Annotated in this window: 11 protein-coding genes; 1 reads left to right on the top strand and 10 read right to left on the bottom strand. The window is 34.9% G+C overall.

What is annotated here, in order from left to right; genetic code table 11:
- Positions 1 to 516: 516 nt before the first annotated feature.
- The 5 genes from glgA to AC3WJF_RS19975 form a co-directional block, all read right to left on the bottom strand.
- Positions 517 to 1,962 (bottom strand): glycogen synthase GlgA, encoded by a 1,446-nt coding sequence (glgA, locus tag AC3WJF_RS19995; protein ID WP_492455369.1) that lies wholly within the window; start codon positions 1,960 to 1,962, stop codon positions 517 to 519.
- Positions 1,963 to 1,976: 14 nt separating this feature from the next.
- On the bottom strand, positions 1,977 to 3,083 hold the full coding sequence (gene glgD / locus AC3WJF_RS19990; protein ID WP_492455367.1) for a glucose-1-phosphate adenylyltransferase subunit GlgD: 1,107 nt from the start codon (positions 3,081 to 3,083) through the stop codon (positions 1,977 to 1,979).
- A gap of 23 nt (positions 3,084 to 3,106) precedes the next feature.
- On the bottom strand, positions 3,107 to 4,264 hold the full coding sequence (locus AC3WJF_RS19985; RefSeq protein WP_492455366.1) for a glucose-1-phosphate adenylyltransferase: 1,158 nt from the start codon (positions 4,262 to 4,264) through the stop codon (positions 3,107 to 3,109).
- A complete protein-coding gene (glgB, locus tag AC3WJF_RS19980) occupies positions 4,212 to 6,197 on the bottom strand; it encodes a 1,4-alpha-glucan branching protein GlgB (RefSeq protein ID WP_492455364.1) in 1,986 nt (661 codons plus the stop codon). Before glgB ends, AC3WJF_RS19985 begins: the two co-directional genes overlap by 53 nt.
- A 289-nt stretch (positions 6,198 to 6,486) precedes the next feature.
- Positions 6,487 to 7,524, bottom strand: a complete 1,038-nt coding sequence (locus AC3WJF_RS19975; protein WP_492455362.1) for a glycoside hydrolase family 15 protein — start codon at positions 7,522 to 7,524, stop codon at positions 6,487 to 6,489.
- Between the two features lie 908 nt (positions 7,525 to 8,432).
- Here AC3WJF_RS19975 and AC3WJF_RS19970 point away from each other — a divergent pair.
- Positions 8,433 to 8,930, top strand: coding sequence for a hypothetical protein (locus AC3WJF_RS19970; protein ID WP_492455361.1), 498 nt, complete (start codon positions 8,433 to 8,435; stop codon positions 8,928 to 8,930).
- A gap of 482 nt (positions 8,931 to 9,412) precedes the next feature.
- Here the strand turns inward: AC3WJF_RS19970 and AC3WJF_RS19965 are convergent, their stop codons facing one another.
- The 5 genes from AC3WJF_RS19965 to AC3WJF_RS19945 all read right to left on the bottom strand — a co-directional run bounded on the left by AC3WJF_RS19965 (position 9,413) and on the right by AC3WJF_RS19945 (position 14,535).
- Positions 9,413 to 10,054: a spore coat protein gene (locus tag AC3WJF_RS19965; RefSeq protein WP_492455386.1), complete on the bottom strand. Its 642-nt coding sequence runs from the start codon at positions 10,052 to 10,054 to the stop codon at positions 9,413 to 9,415.
- Between the two features lie 122 nt (positions 10,055 to 10,176).
- A complete protein-coding gene (locus AC3WJF_RS19960) occupies positions 10,177 to 10,605 on the bottom strand; it encodes a cell wall hydrolase (protein ID WP_492455359.1) in 429 nt (142 codons plus the stop codon).
- A 177-nt stretch (positions 10,606 to 10,782) separates the two neighbouring features.
- Complete coding sequence (locus AC3WJF_RS19955) at positions 10,783 to 12,207, bottom strand: NAD-dependent succinate-semialdehyde dehydrogenase (protein WP_492455357.1); 1,425 nt, start codon at positions 12,205 to 12,207, stop codon at positions 10,783 to 10,785.
- A 138-nt stretch (positions 12,208 to 12,345) separates the two neighbouring features.
- Positions 12,346 to 12,525 (bottom strand): H-type small acid-soluble spore protein, encoded by a 180-nt coding sequence (locus tag AC3WJF_RS19950; RefSeq protein WP_492455355.1) that lies wholly within the window; start codon positions 12,523 to 12,525, stop codon positions 12,346 to 12,348.
- A 78-nt stretch (positions 12,526 to 12,603) separates the two neighbouring features.
- Entirely contained in the window at positions 12,604 to 14,535 is a 1,932-nt protein-coding gene (locus tag AC3WJF_RS19945) for an endonuclease MutS2 (protein WP_492455353.1), read from the bottom strand.
- Positions 14,536 to 15,030: the final 495 nt, after the last annotated feature.

Raw genomic sequence — 15,030 nt, 5'->3', positions numbered from 1 at the left:
CTGGTGAAGTGTCCTTTTGATTGCCTCTAAAGGACATGTTTGCTTTGTTTCTCTAGTGAAGTGTCCTTTTGATTGCCTCTAAAGGACATGTTTGCTTTGTTTCTCTGGTGAAGTGTCCTTTTGATTGCCTCTAAAGGACATGTTTGCTTTGTTTCTCTAGTGAAGTGTCCTTTTGATTGCCTCTAAAGGACATGTTTGCTTTGTTTCTCTGGTGAAGTGTCCTTTTGATTGCCTCTAAAGGACACATTTGCTTTGTTTCTCTGGTGAAGTGTCCTTTTGAATGCCTCTAAAGGACACATTTGCTTTGTTTGCCTAGTGAAGTGTCCTTTTGAATGCCTCTAAAGGACATGTTTGAATTATTTCTCTGGTGAAATGTCCTTTTGGAAGGCTCTAAAGGATAATATTTAACTATATTACAAGCAATCGCTCTTCATTTGGAATATACAGGGAATTATTAAACATCCAATAAAAAAACATGCACGAAACAATCTCCGCACATGTCTATTAAATCCAACATTAAACCCAAACCAACTCATTCTGCATAAGTCCTTCATAAATTGCTTTATATTGCAATGAAGAAGCTTCCCAGCTAAAATCTAGTTCCATTACTCTACTAACTAGCTCTTTCCATTTATTCGGTTGAAAACGAAATAACCATACCGCTCTTTCTATTGTGTACAGCATATCATGGGCATTGTAATTCTGGAAACTAAAGGCGTAGCCCTCATCTGTAAATTCGTTATAGGGAATTACTGTGTCAGAAAGCCCACCAGTTTCTCTTACTATCGGCAATGTGCCATATCTCATTGCTAAAAGTTGGCCAATTCCACATGGCTCAAACTGTGAAGGCATCAAAAACAAATCGGAACCCGCATAAATTTTTCTGGCAAGGTTTTCATCAAAATAAGGATGATATGATATTTTTCCCTGATACTTTTCAGCAAGTTGCTCTAAAGCATTTTCATAACGTTCCTCACCGGTTCCGAGTACAATCAATTGGACATTCAGACTCATGGTTTCATGTATAACATGCAGAACTAAGTCGATTCCCTTTTGATCTACTAATCTAGTAACCATTGAGATAATAGGAACATCTCGAGCAACTGACAAACATAATTCCTCTTGCAGCATTGCCTTGTTTAGCATTTTTCCGTCATAATCAGAAAATCTTGTGAAAATATGTTCATCCTTTTTCGGATCATATAATTCATAGTCTAATCCATTAATAATTCCAATAAGATTACTACTTTGTTTTCGCAAGAAGCCATCCAATCCTTCCCCGTAAAAAGGCATTTGAATTTCTTCTGCATATTTCGGACTTACAGTTGTCAAATAATCTGCATAGGCAAGCCCTGCTTTTATATAACTGACATTTCCGTGATATTCCAAACCATCCATATGAAAATACAACTCACTTAAATCTAACAAATCCGCCAACACTGTTTTTGGATAATTGCCTTGATAGCGTAAATTGTGGATGGTAAATACTGTCTTGATATTTTTATATAAAGGATGATTTTTATAGTGTGCTTTCAGCAAAACACTAATTAGCCCAGTTTGCCAATCATGACAATGGATGATTTTTGGCTTTTCGCTTAAAAAAGGAATTGCTTCTAAGACAGCCCTCGAGAAAAAGGCAAAACGTTCACCGTCGTCAAAGAATCCATAGCTCCCATGCCTTTTAAAATAATACTCATTATCAAGAAAATAGTAATGAATTCCATCATATTCTATAAGTTCAATCCCGCAATAATGGCGTCTCCAACCCACAGGTACTTGAATAGAAGTTATTATTTCCATTTGCTCTCTATAATAATTGGGCAAATCACCGTATTTCGGCAAAATCACACTTACATTGACACCTTCTTTTTTCAATGCTTTTGGCAGAGCCCCAATTACATCACCAAGACCACCTGTTTTGATAAAAGGGGCACATTCTGATGCAGCAAATAAAATATTCATCTCACCGACCTCCATTAAATAATTTCTGCTTTTTTAATTACTTTTGGTCGGTTGTCCCCAGTTACGACTCGATCTTTCGTTATTTTTACTTGTTTATCAGTAATCACCTGATTAACAAATGCACCTTCTTCAATTTCTCCTTTTTGCATAATGATACTGTTTTTTACGAAAGCACCCTTTTTCACTTTTACTCCCCGAAATATAATGCTATTTTCGACTGTTCCTTCGATTTCACAACCATTTGCAATTAGTGAATTCGAAACGCTGGCTGAGGCGGAATATTTAGCTGGTGCTTCGTGCTTAATCTTCGTAAATACTGCCCAATTATCTTGGAAAAATGAACTAGCAAAATCCCTATTTAGAAATGCCATATTACTATTGTGAAAGCTTTCAATCGAATGAATAAATGGCATACTGCCCACGAATTCATAGCCAGTAATCAATAGTTTATTCAAGTTTGCCTTCACAATATCTTTTAAAAAGTCATATTCATCATTATCTGTACACTTCTTAATTAAATCGATTAAAATATATTTGTTAATAATATAAGTTTCTAAACAAATGTCCTGGCCAGTTCGCGGAAATGTATATAAATCAATATCGCTAATGACCCCAGTATTTTCAACGGTACAACGATGATAAATCGGCTTTTGTACAGGAGTTCCATCATATTTTTTATATACTACCGTTATATGTGCTTTCTTATTTCGATGCTCGCGAATAATATCTGTAAAATCCATTTTACTAACTTGATGACCCGGTGTAATGATTACCGTATCGGCTGCCGATCTCTGGAAAAATTCAATATGGTCATGAAACTGCTGAAGATCTCCTTTTATTTCTTTTTCAGGGCGTATCGGAGGTAAAATAAATAATCCCCCTGTACGTCGGTCAAGATCCCATTCCTTACCAGATCCTAAATGATCCATTACAGATCGGTACTTTTCCTTTGTAATAACAGCGACAGATTTTATCCCGGCATGGATAAAATTAGATAAAGTAAAATCAATTAGGCGGTAGCGTCCGGCAAAAGGGACGGAGGCTATGCAACGATTGTATGTTAATTCCTTTAAAAAATTCTTTTCATTTATTAGATTAATAATTCCAACTACACTATCCATCGTTCATCGTCCCTTCATACGCTTTAAAGTACTTCTTTCAATTGAAAAGAAAGTGTTTGATTATCACCAATTAATGTAATTTCATCTTCTTCGTTAGTAGAACCAATAACAGTACCATCTTCAATAACTGTATTGGACGCAATAATGGCTCGGTCAATAGTCACGTTATTACCAATTGTCACATCAGGCATAATGACCGAATTATTGATAGTCGATCCATTACCAACCTGGACATTATAAGATAAAACAGAATGTTCCACATGACCAAAAATGCAGCACCCTTCATTCACTAGCGACTGCTTTACAACTCCTTCTGATGCAATGAATTGCGGCGGATGATTAGCATTACCTGCATAAATATTCCACCGTGAATCATTTAAGGAAAAGGCTGGCGTTTCACCTAATAGATCCATATGCGCTTCCCATAAGCTGCGTATCGTCCCGACGTCCTTCCAATACCCATTAAATTGATAGGCGTACATATTAACCCCATCCGCCAACATTTTGGGAATAATATTCTTGCCAAAATCGTTGGATGACGTATCATCTTCCTCATCCTCTATTAAATATTGCTTTAATAATTTCCAATTAAATAGGTATACCCCCATTGAAGCTAGATTGTTCTTCGGAAATTGCGGTTTTTCTTCAAATTCCAGAATCTTTTTCGACTCACTTGTATTCATAATTCCAAAACGGCTTGCCTCTTGCCATGGAACTTTAATAACGGCTATCGTTGTCTGTGAGCCTTTCTCAATGTGATACTCCAATAAGCGCTTGTAATCCATTTTGTAAATATGATCTCCGGAAATAACTAGAACGTATTCCGGATTATATTGGTCGATATATTGATTATTTTGATACACGGCATTTGCTGTTCCCTTATACCATTTCCCTCCTTCTTTTCCCCAATAAGGCGGAAGAACTGTTACACCTCCAAAATTCCTATCTAAATCCCATGCTCTCCCATTTCCTACATAGTCATTTAATAAATGTGGTTCATACTGAGTCAGAACTCCTACTGTATCAATTCCAGAATGAGTGCAATTACTTAATGTAAAATCGATGATTCGATATTTCCCCCCAAAAGGAACAGCTGGTTTTGCAATCGCATTCGTTAATTCTCCTAATCTAGTTCCCTGTCCTCCCGCTAATAACATTGCTATCCATTTTTTTGATCCCATTATTCATAACATCCTTCCGTCGCTTTTTTGTTTCCTTCATGAATATGGTCATTCCAAGTGAAGGGACAGTAATTTCCATACTGAATGGTTGTTGATGAAAAGGTGTTCTTTCTGCTTTTATTGACTGCTTATTACATTGTCCAGACCCTCCAAATGAGCAATCATCACTATTAAATACTTCTAAATAGTTTCCATACGACGGAACCCCAATACGAAAGCCATTGTATGGGGTATCTGAAAAATTACATACAACAATACAATAATCTCCTTTGCGTTTTCCCTTTCTAATAAAAACTATGATACTTTGTGTTTTATTATTCGGGTCCACCCATGCGAAACCGTCTGAATCATGATCAAGTCTCCACAAACATGACACATTTTTGTAAAATTGATTCAATTGAACAAGATAATGGTAAAAATTAGAATGAGATTCATAAACAAATAGATTCCAATCCAACTCTGTTAGATCCTTCCACTCGTCAAACTGAGCAAACTCGGATCCCATAAATAAAAGTTTTTTCCCAGGATGGGTCATGTAATAACCATAAAGTAAGCGAAGATTGGCAAATTTCTGTTCATAATCACCTGGCATTTTATTTAATAAAGATCGCTTCCCATAAACAACTTCATCATGTGAAAAGGGAAGAACAAAGTTTTCCGAAAACGTATAAAAGAAAGAAAATGTAAGTAAATCATGATGATATTTTCTCTCATGCATATCTAACTGCATATAACGCAAAATATCATTTGCCCATCCCATATTCCATTTATAATTAAAGCCTAGACCACCGGAATAGGTTGGTTTACTTACAAGCGGATAAGCAGTTGCTTCTTCTGCCATCATCAAAACTCCAGGATATTTTTGAAAAACCGATTCATTTAGGGATTTTAAAAATTGAATTCCCTCCAGGTTTTCTTCTCCGCTATGTTTATTCTTTAATGTTACATTCATATGGTTATCATGATTCAAATAAATCATGGATGAAACGGCATCTATTCGAAAACCGTCAACATGATATACATCTAGCCAAAACATGGCATTGGATAGAAGGAAACTATGAACTTCACGCTTTTCAAAATCAAAATTATAGGTACCCCAATTTGGCCTTTCTGCTTTTAAAGGATCAAATGACTCATATAAAGGAGTCCCGTCAAAGCGTCCTAAACCATGAGCATCCTTGCAAAAATGAACCGGAACCCAATCTAAAATCACGCCAATATTCCTTTGATGGCATTGGTCAATGAAATACATCAAATCTTCCGGTGTACCGTAACGACTTGTTGCAGAAAAATATCCGGTTATTTGATATCCCCATGAGCGATCAAATGGGTGTTCCATGATTGGCATGATTTCGATATGGGTAAAACCACTTTGAATGACATGATATAGTAAGATATCGACCAGTTCCTGATAGGTGTAAAAATCCCCATCTGACTTTTTTCTCCATGAGCCGAGATGGACTTCATAAATGAGCATAGGTTTATTGTAGACATCTTTCTTTTTTCTAGTTTCCATCCATTTATGATCTTCCCATTCATATTTATTTAGTGCGTAGATAATAGATGCTGTGTCCGGACGCTTTTCAGAGTAAAAGGCAAATGGATCCGCTTTCAATATTTTTTCACCGTGTGGAGTATGTAGTTCATACTTATATAAATCGCCTTCTCCCAAGTTTGGTATAAACAAAACCCAAGTTCCAGAATGCTGAATTCGTTCCATTTTATGATTTGAACCATCCCAACCGTTGAAATCTCCTACTACCGAGATGCTAAGAGCATTTGGTGCCCAAACTAAGAAGCGAACACCTATTATTCCTTTGATTTCCGTTACATGTGCACCAAATAGTTTATACCCTTCATGTAAATTTCCTTCATGAAAAAGATGTAAATCAAATTCGGGTGAAAACGATGTCGAGACTACGTTGGTAGCCATTATGTCACCTCCAAATATTTATAAAACCAACTTATGACTTGCTTTCTTTGCATTATTACTCAAATCGAGTAAAGGTTTAATACTAAGATAAAGTACCACGTGGATTAACATTCCTTTCCGGCACTTTAGCACATCAAAGTAGAATAACCATACTTTCTAGGAATACGTTTAAATATCCTTCCACGAAACATGTCTAGTTTTGACAAGAACAAATTACATTTCTATAGAGTTCCATCAAATAAGGCAAAAATAAACGCTCTTCCCATTAAGAGAAAGAGCGAAATCTTTATTATACTTCATTCGATGTAGAAAAAAATGCATTTCTATTAATATCTGTATTTCTTATTTGTTTTAAGAACAAATATGATAAAGATACAGCCCAAGCAAGCGGAGTATTTCCATTAGGTATATTGCTGCCTCCGATAAATAATTCGGGAATCTCCCAGTTTTCCGAAATGATTCTTTCCGTTTTCAATCGATATTCTTTCGCTTTATGAAACATTCCTACTTCCATATAACATAATCCAAGCCAAGGAAATCCGAAACACCATTCTGCTTCACTGCCCTCATTATAGTACTGGTCGTGAAGATAGCGAATACATCCATTGGGACGTTCAAGTCTATTTACCACATTTTCCAAAATAACAAGAGCTGTTAGTCGATCAACGATTCGATACGGGAAAATTAAGGATAATAAAGCCAAATCAGTTTCCTTCGTCATACTTTCTCTTGGGAGCAAAAACCTTAGCGTCTTCTCACCATTTGAAATAAGCTCTGGATTTACTTCGACTAGCATTTTCACTGCATTTAAACCCGCTACACAAGCGCCAATACTGGAGGAATGCAATTCCATATTTTCTTCCCACATACCATTATCCTCGGCCTTCCAATATTCCAGACACTCTAAATAATCGACAAGCTTTTGTATAATTCTAATGTCATCTTCATCCCTGATGACCTTTTGACCATTCCTAACACCTTCGCCTACTCCCCACAAAAATGCGCCGATTGCATCATTTTGGGCGTGCCCCCACTCTACATCCATTTCCTCTAAATCCACAGAATAGCGTGAATGTATAAATTCGTATAAATATTTTGGTTTATTTTTTGTATGAATATCTATTTTCCATTCATACCGTTTAAACAGATCAAATAATGCATGATAAGCTTTTTCAAAACGATCTGATTGTGTATGGAGAAACGGTAATGTCGAATAGAATACATCACGAATCCAAACATAACTGTAATCTTTAGAAGGGCTTGCTATATATGCTCCGTTCGGTAGGCGCATTTGGTCTAAGACTTCAATCGCCTGTTCTATGTTCAAGCCAGATACACCTCACAAAAACCTTATTATTTTCTAGGAAGTTAATATTTCTTCCTAAATAATATTTTTCACAATATAGGAAAGTACTAAACCAATGTCATACCAATATTTTATGTAAAAGCTTACATTTTTGATAATAAGAAAAGCGGGAGCGCCTGCCCAAAACGGGGTAGGTATTTCATTGCTTTCGATGTCAGAATTAAGAAACACGGGAGGGATGTGTCGATGTTTACTTATTGTAGAGGGGAAAAGTAAAAATCCACCAGTACAGGAGCTAAACAAAGATAGTTTGAAATTAACTATGCTCTTCTACAAATAAAAGGCTCTATTTAAAAATGAGTAAACAGAACAATACGGTAAATTTTAATTACATAAATCTTCCTATTTTTGAAATCCTAAATAGTAAGAATGTGACAACAAAAGGATGTGATCTATCATTGGCATTTTCAATTATTTTTTATATAGCATTGATATGTATAACAGCATTTAATGCTAAGAATAAACTGTTTTCTAAACTGGAAAATTCAGCAATATTATTTTGTGTATTTATCATAAATATTAACTATAGTTGGATTATTTATGATGAATTTAAATTTATTACATATTCTAAATTACCATTGAATTATACCGCTTATGTTATATATCTGACTATTATTATCCCTACATTAGTTTTAATGGGAATAAACAGTATTCCTAAAAACCTGACAATTATAAAAAAAGTTATTGGTATACTTATTTCCTCATTTGTATTAATCCTAATAAAAATTGTTTTACTTAGACTTAATGTCGTGAATTTTCATAATTGGAATTTGCTTTTTGATTATATATATTTTATCTTTTTATACTCTTTTGGTTATTTTGTTCTTTATTGTTACCACTCATTAATTCTAAAAGGAGAAAAAAATTAAATGATTTGGATTGGAAACTTTAATATAAACGAAGTAGCTCTTATTATCTTTAATATTATTAGTTACATATTAATATTTCTCTTACCCAAAAGGCTAAATAATGAAGTAGCTTGTTTAAGTTTGCTACTTGGCTTGGCAACTGGAATGTTATTTGACTTTACTCTAGGTGGAGGTATTTTAGATTTTTACAGACAAAATGATACTAACCACTATGAATTATTCGACTTGTTCTATTATTCGTTATTTGCACCATTTGGATATTTATTTATGTATTTTTATAACCTGCTACACATTAACAAACTAACTTTTATTTTCTATATCACCTTTTGGGCACTCTTGGGCATTACAATACAATGGATTTTTACACTTCTTCATATCCTTACTTATCAACATAATTATAAATTAACGTATTCATTTCCAATTTTTTTAGTTACACAAACATTAACAGGGTTATTTTACGTTTTCATCACTAGTAAGGATAATAAAAACCTTACCTAAAGAAAAAAGCTAGAAATTTGCCTTTATTAAAATTAATTAACAAATATTGCTTGATTTATCAATCCTTGACAAGATTTATATAGAATTCCTTCTAGAAAATGAAAAAGTGTATATAAAACCTCACTCCTTCATAACCTAGATTCTCACCCCGAAACCTTCATTTTCCATGAATGGCCTATCCATTTCTATAACTCCTCCTCAAATAATTACATGTTAGACAATATAACTATAAACAAGGAGAATTAGTTAATTGCCTGCTTTTTGATTACCCTTTTCTATACTTGCCTTGTGTTTCGGACATTAATACTATTTGAAAGTAGCTTTTTTTATCCTGGTAATCAGGTAACGCCAAAATTATATATAAAAAATTCACCTATTTAAGTGATGTATGAGAAAAACCGCAAAAATGCTATTATATCAACATCTTTACGGCTTTTTTCTACACTGAATTCTACCCATTACGGATAAGCTTTTTTTGTAGCTTAGTGAGTCATATTATTATTAGGCATTTGCGTTTGCTGTCCGATTGCAGGTGCATATGCATTCGACATTTGTTGCATATCCCCTGCTGTAAATTGTGGAACTTGGTAATAATGATGTTTGTTTTGGTATAAGGATAATTCATACGCCATTTCAATACAGTTAGGAATCGAATCAGCAAGAACTCTGCGTACAACAGGATTAGTCGTTTCCATTGCTGCCATTGTTTTCATGCTTGCCGAGGATTTAACTGCACCTAGCATCATGCCAGATACACATTCATCTGTTAATTCTCCTGCAGATTGTACTGGCTTCTTCGGTTGAGACGGTGTTAAACCGTATATAAAATCATTGTTTTGTGTCATTTTATAGCTTTGGGTTGGTATGGATGGATCTTGTCCAGTTTTAAAACAATCAACAGTCGTGTTATATTCCTGCTGCATAAATTGATATTGACGATCAAGTATTCCTAATAATTCTTGATCTTTTACATGTTGCTTTAATAAAGTGTACTGATCCATAGTGCCTATCGATCCCGATAATACCTCTCCAACATCAAGAACCTCATGTCCACCATGATTCATTTGCTGAGGTATATTACCGGTGTGTATATTTTGATGTGTTTGTCCTTGCTGATTTTGCATCATTGTTCATCCCTCCAAGTAATAATCAAACATCCTTTTTATTTTGTATTTTCATCAAAAAGATATTCATAAATAAGCAAAAGAAAAAGAGCCCCAAAATGAAACAGGCTCAAGAAATATTTTTAGAAGGTATTATATACATTTTGACATTCTTCTGCAGTAGGTTCGAAAAAGCAATGCAATTTATATCTTCCTACTAATGGTTGATTATACCATTGTTGCGGACAATCACCTGGTGGCTTAAAATACCATAAGCTATACTTCGCTGGCCAATGGTACTCACCATTTATTGCTCGACGTGCTAAAGTTTTTTCTTTATCCCTGGCACGTTGATAAAAATAACCATGTATAACAGCTTCGAATGCATGTGGCTGATATACCATTTGCGGAATAGTTCGTAATCCTTTGAAATCAGAACAATTTGATCGAATTCGATTTATTCCAACGTTGCCGACCAGCATCATTCCTAATGTCCCTTCACCTTCTGCCTCCGCTCTTAGTAATCTTGCTAAAAGCGCAATATCAGAATCAGTAGCTTTAACAACCGCCATCCTCTCACCTCCATCTTTATCATGATTATCATATTTCTAAGAGGAGAAAATGATGACGATTCCCTACATTATATCTATTTTTTCTTATATAGCATTTCCCAGGTAAGCGCATATTCTGACAAATTCGATTAGTATAAATCATGAATATGTCGAATAATAGGTTATCCGTTTTGGATCTTATAACCCAAGTGAAATATATTTGATTTCTAAATAATCTTCAATACCAAAATGGCTTCCTTCACGTCCCAAACCACTTTCTTTGAATCCACCAAACGGTGCTTGAGCTGCGGATGGGGCACCGTCGTTTAAGCCGATTATTCCGTATTCCAAGCTTTCAGCAATCTGAATTGCTTCCTTAATATTCTCTGTAAATACATATGCCGCTAATCCATAAGGTGTATTATTTGCTCTTTCCACAACTTCTTCTACTGTGTCAAAAGAAGCGATTGGAGCAAGTGGTCCAAAAGTCTCTTCATACATACAGAACATATCATCAGATGCATTTGTAATAACAGTAGGTTCGAAAAAGTACCCATCCATTTCTTTTAATGGATTTCCTCCAACAAATACAGTTCCACCTTTTTGAATCGCATCCTCAATATGTTTGCTTACCTTATCCATTGCATCTTGATTGATTAACGGACCAATAGAAACCTTATCATGCAAACCGTTTCCAACCCTTAAATTAGATACTTTTTCGGCAAATTTTTGGGTGAATTCCTTTACAATTTTTTTATCCACATAAATTCGATTTGTACAAACGCATGTTTGTCCAGCATTTCTATATTTTGATGATATTGCACCATCTACTGCCTTATCAAGATCCGCATTAGCCGTCACAATAAACGGAGCATGTCCACCTAATTCTAGCGAGACCTTCTTAACCGTTTCTGCTGCTCCACGCATTAATAATTTTCCAACCTCTGTAGAACCTGTAAATGTAATTTTGCGAACACGACGATCTTTTTGCCATACGTTTGCGATGGTAGGTGCATCACCTGTAACAATATTAATAACTCCTCTTGGAATTCCCGCTAGTTCAGCTAATTCTACCAACTTTAATGCAGTAAAAGGTGTTTCCTCTGAAGGTTTTAGAACCGTTGTACAACCTGCAGCTAAAGCTGGTGCAATTTTTCTTGTAATCATAGCAGCTGGGAAATTCCAAGGTGTTATTGCCGCAACGACACCAATCGGTTGTTTTTGCACAAAAATTCGCTTATTAGGGTGTGATGCAGGAATAGTTTCTCCGTAAATTCGCTTCGCTTCCTCTGCATACCAAATAATATAATCATTTGCATAGGCAATTTCTCCTCTAGCCTCTTGAAGCGGCTTTCCTTGTTCATTTGTCATAATTTCTGCCAGTATATTTAAATTTTCATCAATTAAGTGTGACCACTTCATAAGATATTTGCTTCGTTCTGCAGCAGTTAATTTAGACCAGCTTGATAATGCTGCATATGCGGCTGACACAGCAAGCTCGGCTTCCTTTTCTCCCCCATTTGGAACTGCACCGATTCTTTCCTTCGTCGCTGGATTAAATACTTCAATACTGCCTTCCGTTGCCAACCACTCTCCATTAATATATATCTTTTCGAGATACATACCGATTCCCCCTAAAATTTTTTATATCGTATTTTCTTGTCTATATTAAGTATATACCTACTTCATTCCCTTTGGAAAAAAAGTGAAACTTAATACCAAAAACATACCCGCTTCCAAAAGCGGGTGCTATTTATTTCCCTATTCTTCTATTAAATCTGTAATTGCCACTTGTGATCGTTCCTCGAGTGGTCCCCTTAAACGAACGGTCGCAAGGGATCCACCTTCATCTAACTCATCAATCCAAATAGATTGGCCTTGATATTTCACTTCAATATCGGCGGAAGATGAGAGAATTTGTTTAACACGTTTTGCTTCCATGATTCATTCCTCCATATTTTAAATCGTCATCTTATTTTTCGTTAGATGGAGGAAATTATTCAATTTCTAATTAATTGATCATTCCTTCTCTTGCCGCCTTTCAATCACTAAACCTTCTGTATGTCTTTTTTCCATTACTATGCTCTTTTTTCTGTTTTCCTTCGTTTCAAATATGATATCGAAGTCATAATCCTCTGGATATAATTCCTTCGCTGCAATATATAGTTTTAAACGTTTTTGGTTGTAGGTACGTTTTTCTTCCTTTACCTGTACAATATAATTGCCCATCGAATCTGGACCTTTGTACACAATGCCAAACTCTCCTGTCACAAGAATTCGAACATTATCCCCCTGTATGAATAACGGTGTTTTATTGACGACATTCTCTGTTTTATTTTGTCTAATATGTCGCTGAACAGCTATTTGCTTATCCATCGCTTTCTTTCTAAAAGGATCCTCAACATGGAATGAATAAATTTTTTCTTCTTTATACGTAATTTTATGAGCCTCTTCAATAATTTCCGGGTGCATCCCTAATTTTAAAGCAATAGCAAATGCCTGACTTTCTCCACCTTTTCCAATCATTAAGCGATAGGTTGGCTTTAATGTCTCCATATCAAATTCCATTGCACCATTTATAAAACCTTCTTCCCGATCAGCAAAATCTTTAATTTCACTATGGGTTGTTGCTAACATACAAGTTCCTTTTAGAAAGAAACGTTTAAGAAGAGCTGTAGCCAAACCCATTCCTTCCCCGGGGTCTGTACCTGATCCCAGCTCATCCAGTAGGACAAGGCTATGGTCATTTGCTTCTTCTAATAGATGGATAATATTTTTCAAATGAGAACTAAAAGTACTTAGGTTTTGTTCGATGCTTTGACCATCGCCAATATCTAGCAATACTTTTTGAAAAATACTGATATGACTTCCTTCGTCCACTGGCACATGAAATCCAGATTGAGCCATTAATATTAACAAGCCAACTGTTTTGATGGTTACAGTTTTTCCACCAGTATTGGGACCAGTAATAACCAATGCATGATAATCCTTTCCGATTTCAATGGTTAATGGTACTGCATTAGTACCTAATAATGGATGTCTCGCTTCTTTTAAATGAATATAATGCAACTCATTAATTTCAACACTTCTCCCATTCATAACACGTGAATACTTTGCTTTCGCGAATAAAACATCATAATGAACCATTGTCTCTACAGCTAATCGAATTTGGACTTGATGCGCTTCTACTAGTCCTGTTAAATAGATCAAAATCCTTTCTATCTCTGCTTCTTCATACGCTTTATATACATTGATTTCATCCTGATACACAGCAATCTCAACAGGCTCAATATATAATGTGGAACCAGATGCAGATGTATCTAATACAGCACCAGGAAATTTCCCCTTATATTCTTTTTTTATTGGAATAGCATATCTGCCATTACGTTCACTTACGATCGCTTCTTGTATATAAGATTTATATTTATTCGACTTTACGATGTGCTGGACCTTTTCCTTTAATCGGTCTTGTAAAATGCTGATTTGTTTTCTTACCTTTAACAGTTCTTTGCTTGCGTAGTCATCCACCATTCCGTTACGAATACTTCTTTCTAATTCTTCAAGCAAGCCAGGCAGATCTTCAATGCTGTACACATAAGCGGAAACTCTTGGTGCCAAAAATTCTTTATCCTTCATAAAACTTTTTAATTTTTTACAACATGATAAAAAATCGATAAGCTTCATGAATTGGTCGGGACGTAATGTCATTCCTTTATTTAATTGCTGTAAAATTTGATCAATCCCATTTAAACCTGAAATAGGTACACTCGAACTTTTCTTCAATATTTCCACTGCCTCACTTACTTCGTCCAACAAAGAAATAATTTGTTTTTTATTGTAAGAAGGCATAATTTTATTTATTTGCTCTTTCCCTAAATCTGTTAATGCAAAATGCGCAGCTTCTTCTTTAATTCGATTAAATTCTAATATCGTAAATGTATGTTGATTCAATGTTCTTCCTCCTAAAATATAAAAAACCGCAGATTGAACGCTATGTTCATTCTGCGGCTATAGAATCTTTAAATAAGACAAAGAAAATTCAGTCTTAATCTATCTACGAGTAAAAAAAATACTATGTCCAATAGACATAGCTCCGTAGAGATCTTCTATGTGCTATGAATGCGTCCTTAACATTCATTCTTTTACGCAACTCAAATAAACGTATCCTTTTTAAGATTTTTTACAAGGAACGTTATGTGTAAAAAGAATGACCGTATGAAATTACGGATTAGTTAAGAACGACACCTAACATAAAATAAACTCCTTTATATAAACTAAATTTTCTTGTCTTATTTCATTATTTGCAACTATCTAATAATAAATTACGTTATTGTGTGGTTTATGTCAATCCAATTCTGGTATTTTTTTTAGGCTGTTTTCGCAAAGATTGTTGTTTTTCGAAAAGATTTAATTCTAATCTTTTTAGCTTAATGGCTCTAGCTTTAA

The sequence above is a fragment of the Heyndrickxia sp. FW510-T9 genome, from assembly GCF_058781025.1.
This window is presented reverse-complemented; position numbering and strand designations above follow the sequence as displayed.

Coding starts and splice junctions, on each gene's coding strand:
- glgA (WP_492455369.1), bottom strand. CDS start 1,962: ATGAATATTTTATTTGCTGCATCAGAATGTGCCCCTTTTATCAAAACA.
- glgD (WP_492455367.1), bottom strand. CDS start 3,083: ATGGATAGTGTAGTTGGAATTATTAATCTAATAAATGAAAAGAATTTT.
- AC3WJF_RS19985 (WP_492455366.1), bottom strand. CDS start 4,264: ATGGGATCAAAAAAATGGATAGCAATGTTATTAGCGGGAGGACAGGGA.
- glgB (WP_492455364.1), bottom strand. CDS start 6,197: ATGGCTACCAACGTAGTCTCGACATCGTTTTCACCCGAATTTGATTTA.
- AC3WJF_RS19970 (WP_492455361.1), top strand. CDS start 8,433: ATGATTTGGATTGGAAACTTTAATATAAACGAAGTAGCTCTTATTATC.
- AC3WJF_RS19965 (WP_492455386.1), bottom strand. CDS start 10,054: ATGCAAAATCAGCAAGGACAAACACATCAAAATATACACACCGGTAAT.
- AC3WJF_RS19960 (WP_492455359.1), bottom strand. CDS start 10,605: ATGGCGGTTGTTAAAGCTACTGATTCTGATATTGCGCTTTTAGCAAGA.
- AC3WJF_RS19955 (WP_492455357.1), bottom strand. CDS start 12,207: ATGTATCTCGAAAAGATATATATTAATGGAGAGTGGTTGGCAACGGAA.
- AC3WJF_RS19950 (WP_492455355.1), bottom strand. CDS start 12,525: ATGGAAGCAAAACGTGTTAAACAAATTCTCTCATCTTCCGCCGATATT.